Below are 21010 nucleotides of genomic sequence, written 5' to 3'. Positions count from 1 at the left end.
TTTTATGTAATAAAAAACAACCTTTGGCAAAAAAATGACTTTCCCTTTGCAAAAAACAGGGAAAACAGCGTAATATGAAATCGTAACTATACACCAATATCAATTTTACAGAATCCCCGCGCACATCTCACGAATAACACTGATTATTAACAACGAAAGGCTGAAAGCCGACACGCACAAAGCATCGCTTTGGGCACATAACCCCTACCGAAAGGAGTGCAACGACTGCCGGTGGGGGTGTAAAGTGTGACAAAAGCGCGGTTGAAGACCGCAGTATAGTGTATCGCGTTTTCCCTGCCCTGCCTTTGCTTGCGCTCAGTTAGGACAGGGTTATGTGCAGAACTGCGTTCTGCGTGTCGGCTTTCAGCCTCTCTTTGTGCCTTATACTTTGTGCGAGAGAAAGATTTCAGTAAAGTGGTGGGGACTCCACAACCATCTCTTTATGCTTGGCCTATAACAAGATAGGATTATTTTGCATTTACACGCACAGGTCTTACCGTGAGACCCTCGTATCGGTTAGACACGTTCCAACTAAGACTATTTTCATAGACTGACAAGTTGCAAGGCAAATCGGCTATGCCCGAGTAGAGTTCTCGTGCCCAGCAGTAGCCGTAAGTGCCATCGCGATAGTACTCATTACCGGTGCGGTAACCGGCAGCAGGAATGAAAATGCTGTTGCCATTGCTCCTGCTTGTTATCTTGCGACCAGAAACGCCGTTCACTGTCACCCACTCGGTAGTTGTGTACCCGGTATTGGTAAGGTCCCTTACCTCCTGGAGGGAGGGCATGCGCCACTCATCGCCCCAGTTAGCAGTCGCGGCATCGTCCATGGCTTCAAGAACGGTAATGCCGTCGGGCGATGTGCCCAACTCGGGATCCCAGTATATAGTGCTTGTGCTATACTTAGTCATCTTTTCAGCACTGCCGTTGCAATACTTGTAGTTTGACCAGGAGAACTTGTGTTCCTCGTCCTTGGTGTAGCCTGTGGTCTCGCCCCATGCGAAGTTTAGGCCGTAGTCCTCGGGCTTCTCGGCGCCCACGTTGCAGGTAGCCCACAGCACGCCGCCGGGGAGACCCAGGTCGACATATTCATGTGTCTCGGGCACGTCCTTGCCCAGGACGATATTGATGACAATGTTGATGTCGCTCACATCGGTTGTGCCGTCACCATTCACGTCGGTATTGCCCGGGCCGCCTTTACCCAGAACCTTGTTGATCACAATATTGATGTCGCTCACGTCAACAGTATTGTCGCCATTCACGTCACCCCTCACCGCAGCGGTGGCCTGCAGACAGCACACCATAGCCAAAAGCAAAAATATTTTTTTCATACTAATTGTTATTTATTAATGCAATACAACTGCAAATATACAACATTTTTTTTGTATTAACCACCATAATTCATTAACGAACAGACATTAAAAGAGGTAGTCCATGCATTTTGCGACACCCACTTTTTATATAGTTCAGGGTCTAATAGTATATCATTGCCTATTTTTATGCATCTGAATATCTGCTATAAAAGCCCTTTATATAATTGTCCTCTATAGATGTGTGGCGACTGCCCTTTTCGGTTAATAGAAAAGTCTATTATTGTCCCAGCAGGATTGTTATGACCACCGAAACCTTTTTCTATCATCACATTCAGATTTCTACAGATAGACTCATTGATGCATTCAAAGACAGCAAAATATTTGCAGTCTTTCCCTGTTTTTGAGAAGTCGTCTTCCGAATTTGGGGTCTCTATGATTTCTTTTGCTTCTTCTTTTTTTACATAATTATTTCGCCCAGGGTGATAGGGCAAAGCAGGTTCTTCCTTTTCCCAGCACTCACACTTTACTGCAGGTTCATCTTCTAGTTCGTAGAAAACGAAACCCGCTTGCTGATATTGCCCGCAATATCTTGCAGCACTTTCTCGGGAAATGTTAATCACTGCGCATGAATATTCTCTCTGCCCTTCCCATTGATCTATTAATGGTATAGTCACATAATTAGCGCCTTTCAATAATTTATTTAGCTTTCTTAAATTAACGTCATTTTGCGCAGTCATTAAATCAGGGGTTGAAGATGTAAACACTGCTATAGTTCTTATACCTTGATATCCACTTTTACCCTTTCTGAATGCATTGATGATGTGCTTTTGCGTGCGGTTTTTCGCATTAACAGAGTCATCACTTAAGACACGTGATATACTCTCTCTGATGATTTCTTCTATTCTATTGTTCATTTCCTTAAACGTTTCATGTCTAGCTTTGAGTGCTCTTTTGAGAACCCTCCGTTACTGCAAATATACACTCTTTTTTCTAATTGCGGTAAGAAACCGGAAAAAAAAGTATAAAATTGTTATCATTTTTTTATACGTATATTTGCTATTGATATGTCAAGAGTTTGGTATACTTTTGCACCGTCAATGACACAGAGAGTTATTGAATCATTAACAACTAATTTTATATACATTATTATGAACGTGATTTCAAAAGAAATGCTTGAGAACTTTAAATCAGTGCTGAACAACGGGGTAGAAACAATCACGAGGCTTGCCGAGCAAGGTTACGAAACCTTTGAGCCTTTCAACGATATTATCGTTTACAAAAAGGACGGGAAGGAAGGGCTCATCTGCCTTGGTACTGATATCGTGACCGATGCCATCTTTGACAAAACCGACTTCAACGAGCGCGAGATTGTCATGGCACAGTACGAAGGCGAGTGGTACTTCATTGACGAGAACGGCAACCTCACCGCCAACGAGGACGACGCCTTTGTCTCGGCAAGTCCCAGTTGAGACGGTACACCACCACGAAAAAGACATACCCATAAGAGACTGAATATGGGGAACTTTATCGTCATATCAAAGTCGTCTGAATTTTTCAACAGAATCAAGGTCTAACCCTATTCTTTCGGCCTTTGCGGGATTAGTTCGCAGAGTGGAGATTAGGGGTGGGACTTTTTCTTGTGTCCTTGCGGGGATTACTTTTTTGTGCATTTTTGCTCGTTATTGTAAAAATAATGACCACCTTTGCCATGTGATTTTTAAAATAATTTTTATGAAGAAATATTTTCTGTTTTTTGCCCTAGCTCTTACAGCTGCTCTCATGGCTAATGCACAGGGGAAGAACTACATGAATGTGCATCAGCCTGACGGCGAGGACAAGAGTTATGAAGTGACCCCCGACCTCAAGGTGACATGGGGTGCTAAAACCGAGAAAGAAGAGAACAAGGAAGATGGACACCGCTATGTTGACTTGGGCTTGACATCTGGACTGAGATGGGCTGCCTGCAACATCGGAGCCGAAGAACCTTGGGACTATGGCCACTACTTCTGTTGGGGCGAGATGGGTGTGAAAGATGATTACTCTCTTGCCAACTATGCCTACAAGGACAACCCCACCGAGTTGCCCCAGGACAAGGACGTAGCCCACCTGAGCTGGCGCGGATACTGGCGCATGCCCACGCGTGTAGATTTTAAGGAGCTCATGGAGGAGTGTACATGGACCTTTGAGCGCAACTATCACGGCACCCACGGCTATGTGGTGACAGGTCCTAACGGAAACTCCATTTTCCTTCCTGCCGGCGGACTGCGCAATGGCCTCAACCTGGTCCTGGACAATGAATATGGATATTTCTGGTCGTCATCGATCATCAATCAGGACCATACCCGTGGATGGATCTTGAGATACAACAACGCCACCATTGACAGGGTTGACGAGCTGCGTCACTGTGGATTACCCGTCCGTCCTGTTTTACCCAAACACGAATAATAAAACAAAGTAACTACTCAGCCGGCGCTTTTTTGAGGATTTATCCTCCAGGGATTAAAATAATTTCTTTGTTTATATTTTCTTGCTAAATATTTAATTTATAAACGATTAATTATTCTAATTAATTTAATTTCTGAAAATTTCAATCTGCGTCATCTGCGCGAGAGAATACCATAGCTGAGTAGTTACAAAACAAAAAAGTAATATTAAATAAAAAGTTTAAAGACATGATTAAGAATTTATTATCGATGGCACTGCTCACAGTGGCCATGGGTGCATGGGCACAAAGCGTAACTACCACAAAAATGTATGTACAGTCACCGGATGGTACAACACAAGTATTTACTGTAGCTGCCGACTCTAGGGTTACATGGGTACAGGAAGAGCATGAGTACGTTGACCTGGGTCTCCCCTCTGGCACAATGTGGGCTACCTGCAATGTGGGAGCCACAGAACCTACTGAACCCGGAGATCTCTTTGGCTGGGGCGAGACTTCTCCCCACTACACTTCAATCACCTATAAACCCGAGTTTAAGATTGAGTGGAAAAAAGCCATGCAATTTGGCTACAGTGCTGAAACTTATTGGAACGCTATCAAGGGAGATGATGGCCAGTATCATGATCAACATGAATGGAGTGTTCTTCCTTATGACAAAGAGACCTTGCTCTTGAAGCCAGAATATGACGCTGCCCATGTAAACTGGGGCGGTGAGTGGCGCATACCCACCCTCGACGAAATGCAGGAGTTGATGGACAACTGCTACTGGTCATATATGGAAGATTTTGAAGGATCAGGCATGGCAGGATATCTGGTAACAAGCATGATCGAAGGATACACCGACAAGAGCATTTTCCTCCCCATATCAGGCTACATCAACCACACTACGTATTCTAATACGGCTACGGACTATTGGCTCGCCAATTATAGTACAACATTCGCTGACAGTGGTGAATACAGAAAATGCCAGTCACTGCAACTTTGGGCCAAGAGGCGTCAAATCGACCCTGCGATGTACCGTCATAATGGCGAACCCGTGCGCCCCGTCTTCACTAAGAAAAAATAAATAACTCTAAATTAAATAGCAGAAACTATGATTAAGAGAATAATATTTGCAGCTGTGTGCATGCTCATGGGAGCAACTGCAGCATGGGCCGAGGGTGAAGAGATTAATGCACTGCGCCTGTCGCTTAACGAAGGTACTGACACTGAAGTGCTCTTCACACATTCGCCCGAAATCACCTACCGCGACGCCAACACCATGGTACTCAACTATGGCAGCGGCACCGAGGAATTCAACATCAACGGCATCAAGGAGATGGTCTTCATCCACAAGGAGGACACTCCCACTGCCATCACCGACATCCTCAACGAGCAGTTCCCTGCCGCCAACAAGGCTGTAGAGGGCATCTTTGACCTGAATGGCGTGAAGTACGACCGCATCACCGAACCCGGCATCTACATCGTCAACGGCAAGAAAGTGCTTGTAAAATAACAAAATACTAAACTTTAGCATTTGATACAAAATATTGCTAATTTATTGTCCGGCAGGACAATACCTGAATAACCCCCACCGCCACGTTCGGCGGTGGGGGTATAGTATCAACAAGCAGATGCGTCCAGTAGGACGCTAATCGGAGCAAATAGGTGAAATTCAGATGGTTCCATATGCTAAAGTTGAGTAAAATACAACTTTCGCAAGTGGGTATTTCGCTGAGTTGTAATGTTACTATTCAGCAATAGAATTTTGCAGAGTCCCCGCCCAGACCTTATGAAAATCTTTCTCTCGCACAAAATCATGTGAGATCCCCGCGCGGATAAAAATCTATTGTAGTATAGTTACAACAGATTGCTCTGATTTAACTGAATAAGAAATTATTCTAATTATTTTAATTTCTTTCAGTTATTATTAAATCAGTGTTATCAGTGAGATCCGCGCGGGGATATTACTCAAAATACCATTGCTGAATAGTTACGGGTTCTATTAATTATGAGAAAAGATAAATTTTTATTTCGGTCGCTTTTGAGCCTGTTTTGGTATCTCCGACGGTCTCGACCATCGGTTACGATGCAGTGTAACGACTATGTCGTTATAATAAAATCTACTCAAAACATCTCTCAAAATCGCCTCGACAAAATTAATAGAACCCACCTTTAATGCAAAGCAGATTAAGCTGTATTTTGTCCTTCATGAAGTTCCCCTTGTGTCATATCTCTGTGTTCTCTGTGGGCGAACGATGGGATCCGCGTGGGAGAGCTACAAAAAAAGTCCTCCCCGCCGCCAAGGCGAGGAGGTGGACTTTGGCTCATCGGAGTGCGTCGGCCGATTGGAAATTGGAATACACATTATAAAGCACAAATACGAAAGGTGCCGCGCACTGATTGGGTTCCGATGTAGCAGAAAAATTACCTATGTCTTTTTGATATTACGATTCGTTAAACTTTGCATTAACTTTCGATGGTGCAAAATTACTTGTTTCGCGCACGCGCTGTGGGGCTTTTGCGTAAAAAAGAGTGTGTGACTTCCGACAAAACGCGTCTAATTTGTGGAATTTCCGTTTTTTGGACACGATTTTATAAACAAATTTTTATTATCTTTGTGGGTGAAATCAAAAAAACTCTACTCATGAACAGATTGCTCACATCGCTGCTTCTTATCGTCGTGGTGGCCGTTTCAGGCCTGCAAGCGGCACCCGTAGTCCCCGACAGCATGATCACCGAGGACGGTTTGTACTACTTCCTGTTTACCGAACCCGCTAAGAGCGAGTACATCATGAGTCAGCTGCGCCAGCGCGGTGCCGATGTCAAGGGGCACAAGCTGAGCGCAATGGACCTTGACTTCCTGGAGGGCGACATGAACTATAACACGTCGCGGCACATCACAGCCATCCATTTCTATAAGGAGGCGATTGCCGCCGCCGAGGAACAGGGCGACAACGACAACACCTTTGCGCTGCTGCACCGCCTCATCTCGTGTTATGACGCCACGGGGGTAATCTCGGAAAAAATGAAGACTGCCGAGAAACTGCACAAAGCGGCACTGCAAGAGGGCAACAAACCCATGGAAGCCATAGCGCTCTTCGAGATGGGCCTCAGCCTGTGTTACCAGGGCAACCGTGCCGGCGGCATTGAGAAGATGAAAAATGCCAACAAGCTGATGGAAGCCAGCAACTACCGCCGCAAGTGCGACAACCTGCGCTACGAATATGAAGGACTTGCCATCGAGCTGTGCAAGGCCAAGCGATATGACGAAGCGCTGGAGATGTGCGACCGGCTCAAGAACCTCGTGGGAAAAGTAGATAAAGACCTCAAACCCATGAAAAACGAGGCTGAGATACAGGAAATGACACTCCAGTCGCTGCTTGCCACGCTCTACACCCTTGCCGGCCGACGAGCCGAAGCCGACAAGGCATACGCCCGCTTCACCGAACTCGAAAAGATCGTGCCCGGCCGCAGCCAGGGCATCTACGGCTATCTTGCCGAGTCAAAACGATATGACGAGTTGCTCGAGCGCACCCGCACGTTTGTCAACGAGGCGGTGCACAGCGGCGACACCATCAACAGGCGTTATGCCGCCAACCTTGGTTCGATGGCCGTTGCCCTGGAGGGCAAGGGCGACTACCGTGCTGCCCTGGAAACGCTCAACCGCTACAACGTGATACGCGACAGCCTCACGGCAAGGGATATGCAAGGCCAAGTGGCAGAATTCAACGCCGTGTTTGAGGTGCACGACAGCAGGACCGAGGCCGAGCTCTACTCATCGCGCAGCCGCATGTATGCCATTCTTGCCATCCTGGGTGCAGTGCTCGTGTGCGCGCTGGTTGCCTATATAATAAAGGTGAGACGTTTCAACAAGTTTGTCCAGAACAAGAACAAGGCGCTGGTGCACACCATCGCTATGCTGTCGCAAGCACAGAGCGACACTCGCCTGGCGTTGCAGCAGCACCAACCCGCTCCCGTGCCGCAAGAGGAAACCGCCGAGACCCATCAAGACGCTGCGGGCGAGGCTCCAGAGCAGCCGTCGGCCGAAGCTAACCCCGCCAAGGACGAGGAAAACCGCAAGACATTCATACGCATAGAGCAGGAAATCATCACCCGTCGTCTCTATGCTTCAAGCCTCAACCGCGAGCAGCTTGCCAAAGAGCTGGGCATACCCAGGGCGCAGTTTGCAACGCTGTTCCGTGACTATGCCGGACTGTCCTACACCAAGTACATGAACCGCCTGCGCCTGCGCGAAGCTGTGAAACTCATGCGCGAGAACCCCAATCTCACCATTGACGCGATAGCCGGCGAGTGCGGCATGAGCAGGCAGCTGTTCTACATGCTGTTCCGCGAAGAATACGGCATCACCCCCACCGAGTTCCGCGCAGCGCAGAAGTAGTGGCTTTTTCGCCCGTTTTGCCCGTTAGGCAAGGCGATATAAGGGCAAATGAGTGGAAAATTGAAAAAAAAATGTGATTTATTTTATTTTTAGGCAAATATCTATTACCTTTGCAAGTCAAAATGTATTTACTGCATAATTACGCAAAAAATTAAAAGAACATATAGAAATGGCAAAGAAACAAACTGCTCCCGCACGTACCACACTTGAAGAGGTTAATGACTCGCTGACTGGTACCGCGCAAAAACTTGAGAAAAACAAAAAAGTCCTCACTTGGGCTGCTGTAGCACTGCTAGGCCTCGTGGCCCTTGGCGCTGCTTACTATTACTTCGTTCACATCCCCAACAAGGAGAAAGCAACCGAACTGGTGGGCAAGGCCGACCGTGAGTACATCCTGATGAATGACACAGCAAACGCTCTCAAAGACTATGAGGCTGCTGCCGGCGACATCGACCGCGCTGCTGTCAACGCTGCTATCATCCTGTATCAGCAGGGCAAGTACCAAGAGGCTGCTAAATACCTCGAGGACTACTCGGCTGCAGGTACTATCGTGGGTCCTGCTTCACAGTCACTGCTGGGCGACTGCTACGTCAACCTCAAGCAGCTCGACAAGGCGGTAGGCGCATTTGACAAGGCTATCAAGCTGAGTGACGACAACGAGCTCCTCGCTCCCGTGTTCATGCGCAAGAAAGCTACTGTGCTTCACGCTCAGAAGAAATATGTTGAAGAGGCCGACCTCTATCAGAGCATCAAGGACAACTATCCCGCCTTTGCCGAGAACTATGGCGTGGATAAGTACATCGAGCGTGCTAACGCACTCGCCGGAAAATAATTTCGTGACTAAACAACGCTAACAATACACGCGGGGACTGTGAATGAAAACACGCCCCGCGTTTTTTACAGGTGGGGTTCCCACCGTCAAAAAACTCAATTCCTATGAAACCGATCTATAAGAGAATTTTGCTGAAACTCAGCGGCGAGTCGCTGGCGGCCGGACAAGGCCATGGTATTGACCCTCAACGCGTAGCCGACTATGCTATGCAGATCAAGGAAATCGTTGATGCAGGTGTGCAGGTAGCCATCGTGATAGGCGGCGGCAACATCTTCCGCGGCCTCTCGGGCGCAGCGCGTGGCGTGGACCGCGTGAAGGGCGACCAGATGGGCATGCTTGCCACCGTGATTAATTCTCTCGCGCTGTCGAGCGCCCTCGACGCAGTGGGTCAGCCCTCGCAGGTGTTCACCGCCGTGAGCATGGTGCCCATAGGCGAGCATTACAGCAAGTGGCGCGCTATCGACGCCATGAACCAGGGCAAGGTGGCCATCATGTCGTGTGGCACAGGCAACCCCTTCTTCACCACCGACACCGGTTCGGCGCTGCGTGGCATCGAGGTTGAGGCCGACGTCATGCTCAAGGGCACACGCGTGGACGGCATCTACACTGCCGACCCCGAGAAGGATCCCACTGCGACCAAGTTTGACCGCATCAGCTATGACGAGGTTTATGAGCGCAATCTCAAGGTGATGGACATGACTGCAACCATCATGTGCAAGGAGAACAACCTGCCCATCCACGTGTTCAACATGGACGTCGTGGGCAACCTGCGCAAGGTCCTCGCCGGCGAGAAGATAGGTACCGTGGTGTATTGAGTTAAGGTCGCTAGAAGCTCAGGATAAATAACAAAAAAACTAAAAGAAGACTTGATGAAAGTCACGTTTGTCACGCCGCCGGTGCTTGTGGGGAAGCGGCCTGCCGAACGATCGGCGGGTTGCACTCATGTGGTGTATCCCATGCCCAACATCTACGAGCTCATCGTAGCTGCCGTGGTGGAGGGCAAGGACGGGTGTGATGTGAGTTACCGTGACTTCTCTCACCATTGCGACGACCGCGAGTGGCGCCAGTGGCTGCGCAGCGACGACAGCGACATCTACATGGTGTGGATGGTGAACCTGTCGCTCGAGGGCGACCTGCTGGCAACTGCTGCTGTGCACGAGTTGCGTCCCGAGGCCTATGTGGTTTTTCTGGGTCCCGGGGCGACCTATTTCATACGCAAGACGCTTGTCCATGCCCGCAACATCGTGGTGCGTGGCGAGCCCGAGGCCACGGTGAGCGAGCTCGTTGATGCCCTAGCTACGGGCAAGCCGCTCGACGCCATCGATGGCATCTCTTATCTCAACGCCTCGGGCGAGATGGTGAACAACCGCCAGCGTGCCCTCATCACCGACCTTGACACGCTTCCGTTCCCCGCCCGCCACCTGCTGGGCGAGCGGCGTTACCACAACCCCAAGCTCAAATGTGACGGCTACACCACCGCCCTCACGTCGCGCAACTGCCCGTTCAAGTGCATCTACTGCGTGCCCAGCAGCCTCACGTTTGCCCGTGAGATAGAGCACCGCAAGCACAACGACGGTCGCAAGCCGCTCATCACCATGCGCTCGGTTGAGAGTGTGGACCGTGAGATGCGCATGCTGCACGAGCAGGGCTACAAGGCAGTGGGCTTTGTCGATGACAATTTCATCTGGAACGAGGAGCGCACACGCGGGTTGTGCGAGGTGATGCGCCGCTACGGCATGGTGTGGGGCTGCCAGGCTAGGGTAGATGCCATCACGCCTGCCATCGCGCAGATGCTCAGCGAGAGCGGATGCCGCTACATCGACCTGGGTGTGGAATCGTTTGACGACGAGATTCTCGCCTACATAAAGAAAGGAATCACCAGCAAGCAGATATACGATGCCATCGACACGCTCAAACGCCACGGCGTGCCAGTCAAGCTCAACATCCTCATAGGGTGCTGCCCGCTGGAGACACGCGAAACGGTGCGTCACACCCTGCGCGAGGCCAAACGCCTCAAGGTGGACCAGGTGATGTTCAACATTGTGTCGCCATTCCCCGGCACCGAGTTCTACAAGCTGTGCAAGGAGAACGGCTGGCTGGCCACGGGCAAGTATGAGCCCACCGACGTGCAGCGCAACAGCATCGTCAATTTTCCGCACCTCACAGCGCGCGAGATGGAGCGAGAGCTGCAACGCAACAACTTGTCCTACTTCCTGTCGTGGCACTTCATCTCTACCCACATAGGGCGGTTCACCTCGGTGGGAGAGTTCATGCATGCCGCCAGGGCATTGAAGAGAAAACTGTTAGGATAATTCTGCTGAATAATGATAAAACTGTCAATCATAATACTCACCTGGAACAACATTGACGCCACGCGCCAGTGCTTGTCGTCGCTGCTCCCCGTGATGGAGCGCAGCGATGTGGAGGCCATCGTGATTGACAACGCCTCGACCGACGGCACCCAGGAGGCCTTGCGGCGCGAGTTTCCGCAAGTGAGGCTCACGTGCAACAGCACCAACCGCGGCATCGCTGCAGCACGCAACCAGGGATTCATGCGCGCCACCGGCGCCAAGCTGCTCATCCTCGACAACGACACCATCGTCAATCGCGAGGCCATCGAGGGCATGGAACGCTACCTCGACGAGCACAGCGACGTGGGCTTGTGCGCTTGCCGCATGACCGACGCCCAGGGCAACCAGCAGCCCAGTTTCAGGGCCTATCCCGGAGTGAGGTCCAAGTTGCGCAGCATCCTGCGCCTGCAACGCCGCAAGTTCAACTACAAGACCGATGCCGACGGCAGCATCGAGCCCCTCTACGTGATAGGCGCATGCCAGATGATGAAACGCGAGGCGGTGAGCCAGATCGGTATGCTCGACGAGGCGATCTTCTATGGTCCCGAAGATGCCGACTACTGCCTGCGCCTGCGTCAGGCCGGATGGCGCATCAAGTACCTGCCGCAGTATTCCATCATCCATGCCTACCAGCGCGCCACAGCCCGCAACCCGTTCTCGTGGCTGGGCTACAAGCACATCAAGGGACTTCTGCACCTCTACACCAAGTACCGCCGCATCAACTGACCGAAACAGGCCACTGAAACAGAATTAAGGGATTTTTTTCAGATTAAAGCAGATTTCGATTAAAATTTTTTAGACCATCCCCCACGGAGTATTGGATTGTCCGCAGGTCTGCGACCTGCGGTTAACCAAAGTTACGACCTCCCTGAGGTCTAAAAAATCCACAAAATATATATTTTCAATGAGAAAATCAGTGAGTTCGGTGAGATCTGCGCGGGGAGTTCCATTGCTGAATGGTTACGTCCTTCTATGTCTATGTGGGAGAATTGGGGAAGTGGAGAAGTCGGGGGGTGCTTCGTCTTTTGCGAAATAACGAAGCTGGTTCATTTTATTTTGCGATATTGCATCGCTTATTTCACTAAAATTTTGTAACTTTGCTCAATAAACTTTTCACGACAAGAAAATGAGCAATAACTATATCGTTTCGGCAAGAAAGTATCGTCCGGCAACGTTTCGCAGCGTAGTGGGCCAGGAATCCCTAACCCACACGCTCAAGACGGCGATTTCTAGCGGCAGACTGGCGCATGCCTATCTGTTTTGCGGACCTCGCGGCGTGGGCAAGACCACCTGCGCCCGCATCTTTGCCAAGACCATCAACTGCCTGAATCCCACTGCCGAGGGCGAGGCGTGCAACGAGTGCGAACTGTGCCGTGCGTTCAACGAGCAACGCTCCTACAACATCACAGAGCTCGATGCCGCGTCAAACAACTCGGTAGATGACATCCGCAACATCAACGAGCAGGTGCGCATCCCGCCGCAGACCGGTCGCTACCGCGTGTTCATCATCGACGAGGTGCACATGCTCACCACGGCTGCGTTCAACGCCTTCCTCAAGACGCTGGAGGAACCGCCCGAGTATGCCATCTTCATCCTCGCCACCACCGAGAAGCAGAAGGTGATCCCCACCATCTTGTCGCGTTGCCAGATCTACGACTTCTCGCGCATCACCGTGCCCGACATCGTCAAGCAGCTCCAATACATCTGCGAGGAAGAGCACGTCGAGGCCGAGCCTGCCGCGCTCAATGTCATCGCCCAGAAGGCCGATGGCGGTATGCGCGACGCGCTGTCGATCTTCGACCAGGTCACAGCCTCATGCGAGGGACACATCACCTATCGCAGCGCTATCGAGAACCTCAATGTGCTCGACTATGACTACTACTTCAAGCTCGTAGAGGCGTTCATTGCCGGCGACGTGCCCCAGGCATTGCTCATCTATCGCGACATCAGGGAGAAAGGCTTTGACTCACAATTCTTCATCAACGGTCTGGGGCAGCACGTGCGCGACCTCATGGTGTCGAGCACACCGCAAACCCACTCGCTGCTGGAGATGAATGCCGAGGTGGCGCAACTCTATGTCACCCAGGCTGCCAAGGTCACACCACGATTCCTTTACCACTCGATAGAACTGTGCAACAACTGCGACCTCAACTACCGCAATGCCACCAGCAAGCAGCTGCTCGTGGAACTGACGCTCATCAAGATGTGCCAGATCATGAACCCGCTGCCCCAGGACCAGCCAGCCCAGCAACCGCCTGCCATAAAGAAGGTTCAGCCAGCTCAGGCACAGCCCGTGGCCCAAGCGGAGGCACAGCCCGTGGCCCAAGCGGTGGCGCAGCCCATGGCACAACCAGTAGCGCAGCCCGTAGCTCAACCAGTGGCACAGCCCATGGCCCAGCAGCCTCAACCTGCCCGCTATGCGACCCCGCAGCAGCAAGCCTATCAGCAGCCGCAGCAACCCGCGCAGCAGCGTCGTCCAGTGTATGGAACGCCCCGCCCCGCAGCGCGCATCATGGTCAATGTGCCATCGACACCTGCCGACCAGCAAACCGGTCCCGCCGCGCAGCAAGGCCCTACGCCCGATGCCGCTGGGGCCGACCCCGTCAGGCAAAAGGCGTTTACCGACCAGCAACTTAACGATGCGTGGGTGGCTTACATCATCGCGCATCCGCATGAGCATGTAGTGGTCAACACCATGCGCATGGCCTACCCCAAGCGTGTGAACGACACGCTGTGTGAGATAGAGGTGCAGAACCCCAGCCAAGTTGAGTTTATCGAGACCGTGAAGCCCCAGTTGCTCGCCCACCTGCGCGACGCCGTGGGCAACGACATGCTTGCGCTCGACGTGAAGATAAGCGAGCGAGGACCGTCGGCAAGAATGCTCACGCCGCGTGAGGTGGTTGAGGAGATTCAGAAGAACAACCCCGCCTTCACCCAGTTCATCAAGGACTACCAGCTGGGACTTGCATAGGCAGGGTGAGAGATTAGAGACAAGAGATTAGAGATTAGAGACAAGAGATAATAAATTCATAATATAAATAAACAAGAAATGGACAACAACATTAACCGCTATCAGGCAGTCATCGATGCAAGCCAGGTGACTACCGACGACGCAGCCGTACAGGCAGCTGTCGATAAGATTCTTAACGAACACTACAGCGAGAACTGCACCCCCGAGATTTATCAGTTCCTGCTCAACTGCGTTGACCTCACAACCCTCGGCACCGAGGACAGCGAGAGCAGCGTGGCAAAGTTTGTGCAGCGCGTCAACGCCTTCGACGAGCACTATCCCCAATACAAGAACGTGGCTGCCATCTGCGTTTACAGCAACTTCGCAGCAGTTGTGCGCTCGGTGCTTGAGGTGAGCGACGTCAACATAGCAGTGTGCAGCGCATGCTTCCCCTCATCGCAAGCTCACATCGAGACCAAGATTGCCGAGACCGCTCTCGCTGTTGAGGACGGAACCGACGAGGTTGACATCGTGATCAATGTGGGTTACCTGCGCGACGGAGCCTACGAGGAACTGTGCGACGAAATCAGCGAGATCAAGAACTGCATGGGCGGCCGTCACCTCAAGGTGATTCTCGAGACCGGCTTGCTCAAGACAGCCGAGCAGATACGCCTTGCATCGATTCTGTCGATGTATGCCGGAGCCGATTTCATCAAGACATCTACCGGCAAGGTGTATTCTGGCGCAACCCTCGAGGCGGCCTACGTGATGTGCCAGTGCATCAAGGAATACTACGAGAAGACCGGCAACGTGGTAGGTTTCAAGGCATCGGGCGGCATCCGTTCAACTGCCGACGCTGTTAAGTACTACACCATCGTCAAGGAAGTCCTGGGCGAAGAGTGGCTCACCAACGAGCGTTTCCGCATAGGCGCATCAAGCCTGGCCAACGCACTCTTCCAGTCATTCACCGGCACCGAGGAAAAGCCTTTCTAAAAAGACACCTCTATTATATCGCACAGCCCTGCGCCCATCCCGCGCAGGGCTGCGTTGTGAATATAATTGTTAACAACTTTAAAAATTTCCTCATAAAACCATGTATAATTTTAAATAAAAGTTAAATACAAGCATTTTTATGTTGAAAATTTATGTTGTAAAACATATTATGCTTAATTTTGCATCGGTTTTTCATGGTATTAGTTTTTAAGGTTATGAAATCCCAGGCGTCGAGATGACGGTTGCGTGTTTTCATTGTTTAAGGTTTATGTTAATGGTATTAGAAGGTTAATTAGTTAAGCAATCCCCGACGTTGATGTCGAGGATTATTTTTTTATAGGTGGGTACTTCATTCCATTTGCTTGCACAAAATGCACTACATGTTGTATATAGGTGGGTGCAGCACAAAAAACATTGCGGCAAGTTTGGTTAGTGTGATTTTTTTTAATTAACTTTGTAACAAAATTTTTACTAACTCCAAAACTTCACTAGTTAATGGATTATTCCATAGTTGACTTTGTGGCCTTGATAGGTGCCGTCTGCCTCTTCTTGTATGGCATGAAGGTGATGAGCGAAGGCCTCCAGAAAGCAGCCGGCAACGGACTGCGTTCCATCCTCTCAGCAATGACCCGCAACCGTTTCATGGGCGTGGTCACAGGTATCTTAATCACTGCGTTAATCCAGAGTTCGTCGGCATCGACGGTGATGGTTGTTAGCTTCGTTAACGCCGGTCTCATGTCGCTCGAGCAAAGTATGGCCGTGATCATGGGTGCCAACGTGGGTACCACGTTCACCGCATGGATTGTGGCTATTTTCGGTTTTAAGGTTAACATGGGGACAGTGCTCATGCCACTGCTTGCCATCGCGGTGCCCATGATGCTCATGAAGAAGAACAAGACCAAGTCGATAGGCGAGTTCCTCATAGGCTTCGTGTTCTTGTTCATGGGACTTGCGTCTATCAGCGAGTATGTGCCCGACTTGAGCAAGTCGCCCGAGATTTTCGAGTCGCTCAAGGCCTACACGTCGATGGGATTCCTCTCGGTGCTCATCTTCTGGGCTGTGGGCGTGGTTGTCACCGCAGTCATCCAGTCGAGCGCCGCCACCTTTGCCATTGTGCTCATCTTGGCTTCTAAGGGTTGGGTGCCCTTCGACATGGCTTGCGCCATGGTGCTGGGTAGCAAGATCGGTACCACCATCACTCCCGTGCTCGCTTCGCTAGGCGGTAACACCGCCGCAAAGAAGGCTGCTGCCGGACACGTGCTCTTCAACGTGCTGGGTGCTGTGTGGGAGCTTCCTTGCTTCTTCCTCGTGGTCAAGCTCATCGTGTGGATGAACGAGAGCGTCTTCGGCATGGGCGACCCCGACTTGCTCTACCAAACCTCTAACAGCGGCACCGCAGTGAGCGAGGAACAGATGGCACAGATGCAGTTCTCAATGTCGTTTGCAATGTCGATGTTCCACACCGTGCTTGCAGTGATCAACCTGGGCGTGATGATTTGGTTCACCAAGCTCTATGTGAAGATGGTGAACTTCCTCGTCAAGTCTAAGAAGAAAAACAAAGACGAAGAGGAATTCCAGCTCAAATATATCTCTGGCGGTCTGCTCAATGCGGCCGAGCTCAACATCATGCAGGCACAGCGCGAGACTGTGGTCTATGCGCAGCGCGTTGAGCGCATGCTGGGCATGGTGAAGACTCTGGTGCACACCAAGACCGGCACCGAGGAGTTCAACAAACTCTACACCCGCATCGGCAAGTATGAGGAGATAAGCGACCGCATGGAAATTGAGATTGCCAACTATCTCAACAAGCTCGTTGACGGCCGCTTGAGTCTCGACGCCAAGTGGCAGGTATCAACACTGCTCAACATCGTGAGCGAGATCGAGAGCATTGCCGACAGCTGCAACAACGTGGCTCGCACGCTCGTGCGCAAGGAAGAGGCACAAGCCCACTTCAGCGACTATAACTACAACAACATCGACACCATCTTGCGCTACGTGAGTGAGGCAATGAGCAACATGATCGCCGTGCTGGTGGATATCGAGAATGCTACCGATGAGGACATGATGCGCACCTACGACAAGGAGCGTGAAATCAACAACTTCCGCAACCAGTGCCGCACCGAGAACATCGAGAACATCAACCAGAAGGTTTATCCCTATCAGGCTGGTATCTTCTATATGGACATCATCTGCGAGGCCGAGAAACTGGGTGACTTCATCGTGAACGTCATCGACAGCGTCGATGAGCAAGTCAAGCGCACCCACCCGCATGCTTCGCACAGCGAGGCACTCAACCCCGAGAAATAACCCTCGTCTCCCTGTCTCCCACAGAGGCACAGAGACCACAGAGAATTTCGTTCAGTAATAATCTGAGAGTGGTTTATTATACACGAATAAATTAAATTCCAATAATAACTAATTTAAAAACTCCGCTACTATGAAAGAATTAAAAGGCACCAAGACCGAGCAAAACCTCAAGAATGCGTTTGCTGGCGAGTCACAGGCACACACCAAGTATTTATACTTCGCTTCTAAAGCCAAGAAAGAAGGCTACGAGCAAATAGCAGGTTTCTTCACTGAGACTGCTTTGCAAGAGAAAGAGCACGCCAAGCTGTGGTTCAAGCTCCTCGAGGGCGGCGCTGTGAAGAGCACCGTTGAGAACCTCAAGGCTGCCGCTGCTGGCGAAAACTTCGAGTGGACCGACATGTACAAGGTGATGGCTCAGGAAGCCCGCGAAGAAGGCTTTGATGAGATCGCTAAGACTATGGAAGGCGTTGCTGCCATCGAAGCAGAGCACGAGAAACGTTACCTCAAGCTCCTGCAGAACATCGAGGACAAAGTGGTGTTCTCACGCGACGGCGATGCAATTTGGCAATGCCGCAACTGCGGACACATCCACATCGGCAAGGACGCTCCCCAGGAGTGTGAAGTGTGCAAGCATCCTCAGGCTTACTTCCAGCTCAAGCCCGAGAACTATTAAAATCTTTCCGGCGATATGCCAGGAACATTTAGAGCTCCATAACCAAGCATCCAGGCGGTATGAATTCATACAGGCCTGGATGCTTGTCATTTGCGGAGGCATGCTAGAACGGCATGCTGCCGGGCATGTAGTTGCTGCGGTCGAGGTTGCGGTAGCTGATTGCTTCCATGACGTGATGTTGTTGTACGCTAGCGCTGCCGTCGAGGTCGGCGATAGTGCGCGCCACCTTGAGGATACGGTCATAGGCACGGGCGCTCATGCCAGTGCGGGTCATGGCTTCACGCAGGCGCTCTAGGCCCTGGGCGTCGGGCTCGGCATACTGGTGTATGAGCGACGGCGTCATCTGCGCGTTGCAGTGCACTCCGGGAAGATCTTTGAAACGCTCGGTCTGCAAGGCGCGCGCCATCACCACACGGGCGCGAATGTCGGCGCTGGGTTCGCCAGGCTGCTGCGATGATATCTGGTCAAAATCGACAGGCTGCACCTCCACCTGCAAGTCAATGCGGTCGAGCAGCGGCCCGCTTATCTTGCCCATGTAGTGCATGCGCTGGTGCTCGGTGCAGATGCAGGGCTTGGTGGGATGCCCGTAGTAGCCGCAAGGACACGGATTCATGCTCGCCACGAGCATGAACGACGCAGGATAGTCCACGGCATACTTGGCACGAGAAATGGAGATGTGGCGGTCTTCAAGCGGCTGACGCATTACCTCGAGCACGCTGCGGTTGAATTCCGGGAGCTCATCGAGGAAGAGGACGCCGTTGTGGGCAAGGCTTATCTCGCCAGGGCAGGGATAGGACCCGCCGCCCACGAGCGCCACCGGCGAAATGGTGTGGTGCGGCGAGCGGTAAGGCCGCGTGGTCATGAGCGTGGTGCCGCCAGGCAGCTTGCCCGCCACGCTGTGTATCTTGGTCGTTTCGAGTGCCTCGCCCAGGCTGAGTGGAGGCATGATTGACGGCAACCGCTTGGCCATCATCGATTTTCCCGAACCTGGGCTGCCCACGATGATGATGTTGTGTCCGCCAGCACAGGCCACCTCAAAGGCGCGCTTCACGTTTTCCTGGCCCTTAACGTCGCTGAAGTCATAAGGGAACTGACCCTGGGCACGGGCAAACTCGGCACGGGTATCAACCACTGTGGGTTCGAGTGCAATGTCGCCGTTAAGGAATGCAATGACTTGCTGCAGGTTGTCCACGCCATAGATGTTGAGATTGTTGACCACGGCGGCCTCAAGGGCGTTGGCGCGTGGCAGGATAAAGCCGTCGAGATGCATCTCGCGCGCAATGATAGCCATGGGCAGAGCACCCTTGACATCGCGCAGCGAGCCGTCGAGCGAGAGTTCGCCCATGAGCATGTATCGGCCCAGGCGTTCGGTCGAAATCTTCTCGTCGGCAGCTAGAATGCCCACTGCGAGAGGCAGGTCATAGGCCGAGCCTTCTTTCTTGATGTCGGCGGGCGACAGGTTGATGACAACATTCTTGTTGGGGAAGTCATATCCCGCCTGCCCTATGGCACAGCGCACTCGCTCGCCGCTCTCCTTCACAGCAGTGTCGGGGAGTCCAACGATGACAAATCCCGACCCCCAATCGACCGATACCTCAATGTCAACCTTAATCGCATCAATGCCCTGAACGGCAGCACCAACAGTCTTTGTCAGCATAATATCTTCTGTTTTTAATTTATTTTTATTGTTGTCCGGTAAAAAAAGAAAATATTTTTATTATGATTTTTATGCTTCACTTAGAAAATAGCTTGCTCTGCAAGCAAAATGGAATTACCTCACAGATAGTGTATTATCATTTTGAGGACAGAGTCCTCCATTTTCTTGGCGTGAGCCATATAAACAAAAAAATCATTTTCTTTTTTTGTTCTATACCAAGCCCCAATTATACCAAAGTGTCGTAACTGACAGTGTTTGGAAAAGTTAGAACAACTCTCGCAATTTTAACCGGACACTACTAATTTATTTTCTTTTTGGCAAAGATATAAATAAAACATCACTCTGCAAAACTTTTTGCCCCTTTTGCTTCAGTTATTGAGAAGGTAGCGGCGGTAGGCTAGGAGGATGAGGGTTGAGAGTTCGTCGGGGCTATCAACGATGAGTATCTGCTGCCACAAGTCATGCGAGTAGAAGAAATCCTCGCCTTGCAGGCCGTAACGGTCCACCAGATTTACCCTGACCCACTGGGCAAGAATGCCGTGAAAGGCATAACGCAGTTCAAATTCATGGGCGCGAGCCACTGCCTGTTTGTCATCTGGCGTGAGAGCGGCATCGATGATTGCAAAACAGTCTTGCAACGTGTGTGGTGTGTTGTTTTTCATACTGATGTGTGTTGGTTGGGTTTTTCGGCAAAATTACGCCTGCACAGCGCCTAATACAAGCACACCTTGGAGAAAAAATGTTAACTCGCGAACCGAACAAAAAAACGTAACTATTCACCAATGGAACTCCCCGCGCGGATCTCACTGATCTCACTGATTTTTTTTTCATTGAAAATATATATTTTGTGGTTTTTTTAGACCTCAGGGAGGTCGTAACTTTGGTTAACCGCTGGTCGCAGACCTGCGGGCTGCCGGTGGGGGGGTGAAGTGTAATAAAATCGCGGTTGAAGACCGCAACCTTGCACGTTTCGAGGTAGGGGTCTACAACCGGGGTACAGTGTATCGCGTTTACCCTGCCCTGCCTTCGCTTGCGCTCAGTTAGGACAGGGTTATGTGCAGAACTGCGTTCTGCGTGTCGGCTTTCAGCCTCTCATTACAAAATCATGTG

General features: G+C 51.1%; 17 protein-coding genes. 13 read left to right on the top strand and 4 right to left on the bottom strand.

Annotation, left to right across the window (positions count from 1 at the left end):
• Positions 1-467: 467 nt before the first annotated feature.
• Both ACKI3C_RS04145 and ACKI3C_RS04140 read right to left on the bottom strand, forming a co-directional pair.
• Complete coding sequence (locus ACKI3C_RS04145; protein WP_407402341.1) at positions 468-1331, bottom strand: dockerin type I domain-containing protein; 864 nt, start codon at positions 1329-1331, stop codon at positions 468-470.
• A 185-nt stretch (positions 1332-1516) separates the two neighbouring features.
• The gene (locus ACKI3C_RS04140) at positions 1517-2227 is read right to left on the bottom strand and encodes a hypothetical protein (protein ID WP_407402339.1); all 711 of its coding nucleotides are present in this window, start codon (positions 2225-2227) and stop codon (positions 1517-1519) included.
• Positions 2228-2461: 234 nt separating this feature from the next.
• Between ACKI3C_RS04140 and ACKI3C_RS04135 the strand changes: the two genes are divergently transcribed.
• The 13 genes from ACKI3C_RS04135 (at position 2462) to rbr (ending at position 18243) form a co-directional block, all read left to right on the top strand.
• Positions 2462-2782: a hypothetical protein gene (locus tag ACKI3C_RS04135; RefSeq protein WP_407402337.1), complete on the top strand. Its 321-nt coding sequence runs from the start codon at positions 2462-2464 to the stop codon at positions 2780-2782.
• A gap of 262 nt (positions 2783-3044) precedes the next feature.
• The gene (locus tag ACKI3C_RS04130) at positions 3045-3758 is read left to right on the top strand and encodes a hypothetical protein (protein ID WP_407402335.1); all 714 of its coding nucleotides are present in this window, start codon (positions 3045-3047) and stop codon (positions 3756-3758) included.
• 227 nt (positions 3759-3985) lie between these two features.
• On the top strand, positions 3986-4822 hold the full coding sequence (locus ACKI3C_RS04125) for a hypothetical protein (protein ID WP_407402333.1): 837 nt from the start codon (positions 3986-3988) through the stop codon (positions 4820-4822).
• Between the two features lie 27 nt (positions 4823-4849).
• Complete coding sequence (locus ACKI3C_RS04120; RefSeq protein WP_407402331.1) at positions 4850-5251, top strand: hypothetical protein; 402 nt, start codon at positions 4850-4852, stop codon at positions 5249-5251.
• A gap of 1131 nt (positions 5252-6382) precedes the next feature.
• Entirely contained in the window at positions 6383-8137 is a 1755-nt protein-coding gene (locus ACKI3C_RS04115; RefSeq protein ID WP_407402329.1) for a helix-turn-helix domain-containing protein, read from the top strand.
• A gap of 169 nt (positions 8138-8306) precedes the next feature.
• Complete coding sequence (locus tag ACKI3C_RS04110; protein ID WP_407402327.1) at positions 8307-8969, top strand: tetratricopeptide repeat protein; 663 nt, start codon at positions 8307-8309, stop codon at positions 8967-8969.
• A 104-nt stretch (positions 8970-9073) separates the two neighbouring features.
• Positions 9074-9784, top strand: a complete 711-nt coding sequence (pyrH, locus tag ACKI3C_RS04105) for a UMP kinase (RefSeq protein ID WP_407402325.1) — start codon at positions 9074-9076, stop codon at positions 9782-9784.
• Positions 9785-9838: 54 nt separating this feature from the next.
• A complete protein-coding gene (locus ACKI3C_RS04100) occupies positions 9839-11281 on the top strand; it encodes a B12-binding domain-containing radical SAM protein (RefSeq protein WP_407402323.1) in 1443 nt (480 codons plus the stop codon).
• Positions 11282-11293: 12 nt separating this feature from the next.
• Positions 11294-12046, top strand: a complete 753-nt coding sequence (locus ACKI3C_RS04095; RefSeq protein WP_407402321.1) for a glycosyltransferase family 2 protein — start codon at positions 11294-11296, stop codon at positions 12044-12046.
• Between the two features lie 400 nt (positions 12047-12446).
• A complete protein-coding gene (locus ACKI3C_RS04090) occupies positions 12447-14291 on the top strand; it encodes a DNA polymerase III subunit gamma/tau (RefSeq protein ID WP_407402319.1) in 1845 nt (614 codons plus the stop codon).
• 78 nt (positions 14292-14369) lie between these two features.
• On the top strand, positions 14370-15263 hold the full coding sequence (gene deoC / locus ACKI3C_RS04085; RefSeq protein WP_407402317.1) for a deoxyribose-phosphate aldolase: 894 nt from the start codon (positions 14370-14372) through the stop codon (positions 15261-15263).
• 495 nt (positions 15264-15758) lie between these two features.
• Positions 15759-17570 (top strand): Na/Pi cotransporter family protein, encoded by a 1812-nt coding sequence (locus ACKI3C_RS04080; RefSeq protein WP_407402315.1) that lies wholly within the window; start codon positions 15759-15761, stop codon positions 17568-17570.
• 130 nt (positions 17571-17700) lie between these two features.
• On the top strand, positions 17701-18243 hold the full coding sequence (gene rbr, locus ACKI3C_RS04075; protein WP_407402313.1) for a rubrerythrin: 543 nt from the start codon (positions 17701-17703) through the stop codon (positions 18241-18243).
• Positions 18244-18346: 103 nt separating this feature from the next.
• Here the strand turns inward: rbr and ACKI3C_RS04070 are convergent, their stop codons facing one another.
• Together ACKI3C_RS04070 and ACKI3C_RS04065 are read right to left on the bottom strand one after the other, a co-directional pair.
• Positions 18347-19900, bottom strand: coding sequence for a YifB family Mg chelatase-like AAA ATPase (locus tag ACKI3C_RS04070; protein WP_407402311.1), 1554 nt, complete (start codon positions 19898-19900; stop codon positions 18347-18349).
• A 368-nt stretch (positions 19901-20268) separates the two neighbouring features.
• Positions 20269-20562 (bottom strand): DUF6794 domain-containing protein, encoded by a 294-nt coding sequence (locus ACKI3C_RS04065; protein WP_407402309.1) that lies wholly within the window; start codon positions 20560-20562, stop codon positions 20269-20271.
• Positions 20563-21010 lie beyond the last annotated feature (448 nt).

The organism is Sodaliphilus sp., from assembly GCF_045598405.1.
In the GTDB taxonomy this organism is placed as follows: Bacteria; Bacteroidota; Bacteroidia; order Bacteroidales; family Muribaculaceae; genus Sodaliphilus; species Sodaliphilus limicaballi.
Note: the sequence above shows the minus strand (reverse complement) of the source record. Positions and strands in the feature narration are given on the sequence as shown.

Excerpts from the sequence above, each read along its gene's own strand:
- ACKI3C_RS04110 (WP_407402327.1), top strand. The coding sequence starts at position 8,307 with ATGGCAAAGAAACAAACTGCTCCCGCACGTACCACACTTGAAGAGGTT.
- pyrH (WP_407402325.1), top strand. The coding sequence starts at position 9,074 with ATGAAACCGATCTATAAGAGAATTTTGCTGAAACTCAGCGGCGAGTCG.
- ACKI3C_RS04095 (WP_407402321.1), top strand. The coding sequence starts at position 11,294 with ATGATAAAACTGTCAATCATAATACTCACCTGGAACAACATTGACGCC.
- ACKI3C_RS04130 (WP_407402335.1), top strand. The coding sequence starts at position 3,045 with ATGAAGAAATATTTTCTGTTTTTTGCCCTAGCTCTTACAGCTGCTCTC.
- ACKI3C_RS04090 (WP_407402319.1), top strand. The coding sequence starts at position 12,447 with ATGAGCAATAACTATATCGTTTCGGCAAGAAAGTATCGTCCGGCAACG.
- ACKI3C_RS04100 (WP_407402323.1), top strand. The coding sequence starts at position 9,839 with ATGAAAGTCACGTTTGTCACGCCGCCGGTGCTTGTGGGGAAGCGGCCT.
- ACKI3C_RS04115 (WP_407402329.1), top strand. The coding sequence starts at position 6,383 with ATGAACAGATTGCTCACATCGCTGCTTCTTATCGTCGTGGTGGCCGTT.
- ACKI3C_RS04125 (WP_407402333.1), top strand. The coding sequence starts at position 3,986 with ATGATTAAGAATTTATTATCGATGGCACTGCTCACAGTGGCCATGGGT.
- ACKI3C_RS04135 (WP_407402337.1), top strand. The coding sequence starts at position 2,462 with ATGAACGTGATTTCAAAAGAAATGCTTGAGAACTTTAAATCAGTGCTG.
- ACKI3C_RS04070 (WP_407402311.1), bottom strand. The coding sequence starts at position 19,900 with ATGCTGACAAAGACTGTTGGTGCTGCCGTTCAGGGCATTGATGCGATT.
- deoC (WP_407402317.1), top strand. The coding sequence starts at position 14,370 with ATGGACAACAACATTAACCGCTATCAGGCAGTCATCGATGCAAGCCAG.
- rbr (WP_407402313.1), top strand. The coding sequence starts at position 17,701 with ATGAAAGAATTAAAAGGCACCAAGACCGAGCAAAACCTCAAGAATGCG.
- ACKI3C_RS04140 (WP_407402339.1), bottom strand. The coding sequence starts at position 2,227 with ATGAACAATAGAATAGAAGAAATCATCAGAGAGAGTATATCACGTGTC.
- ACKI3C_RS04145 (WP_407402341.1), bottom strand. The coding sequence starts at position 1,331 with ATGAAAAAAATATTTTTGCTTTTGGCTATGGTGTGCTGTCTGCAGGCC.
- ACKI3C_RS04120 (WP_407402331.1), top strand. The coding sequence starts at position 4,850 with ATGATTAAGAGAATAATATTTGCAGCTGTGTGCATGCTCATGGGAGCA.
- ACKI3C_RS04080 (WP_407402315.1), top strand. The coding sequence starts at position 15,759 with ATGGATTATTCCATAGTTGACTTTGTGGCCTTGATAGGTGCCGTCTGC.
- ACKI3C_RS04065 (WP_407402309.1), bottom strand. The coding sequence starts at position 20,562 with ATGAAAAACAACACACCACACACGTTGCAAGACTGTTTTGCAATCATC.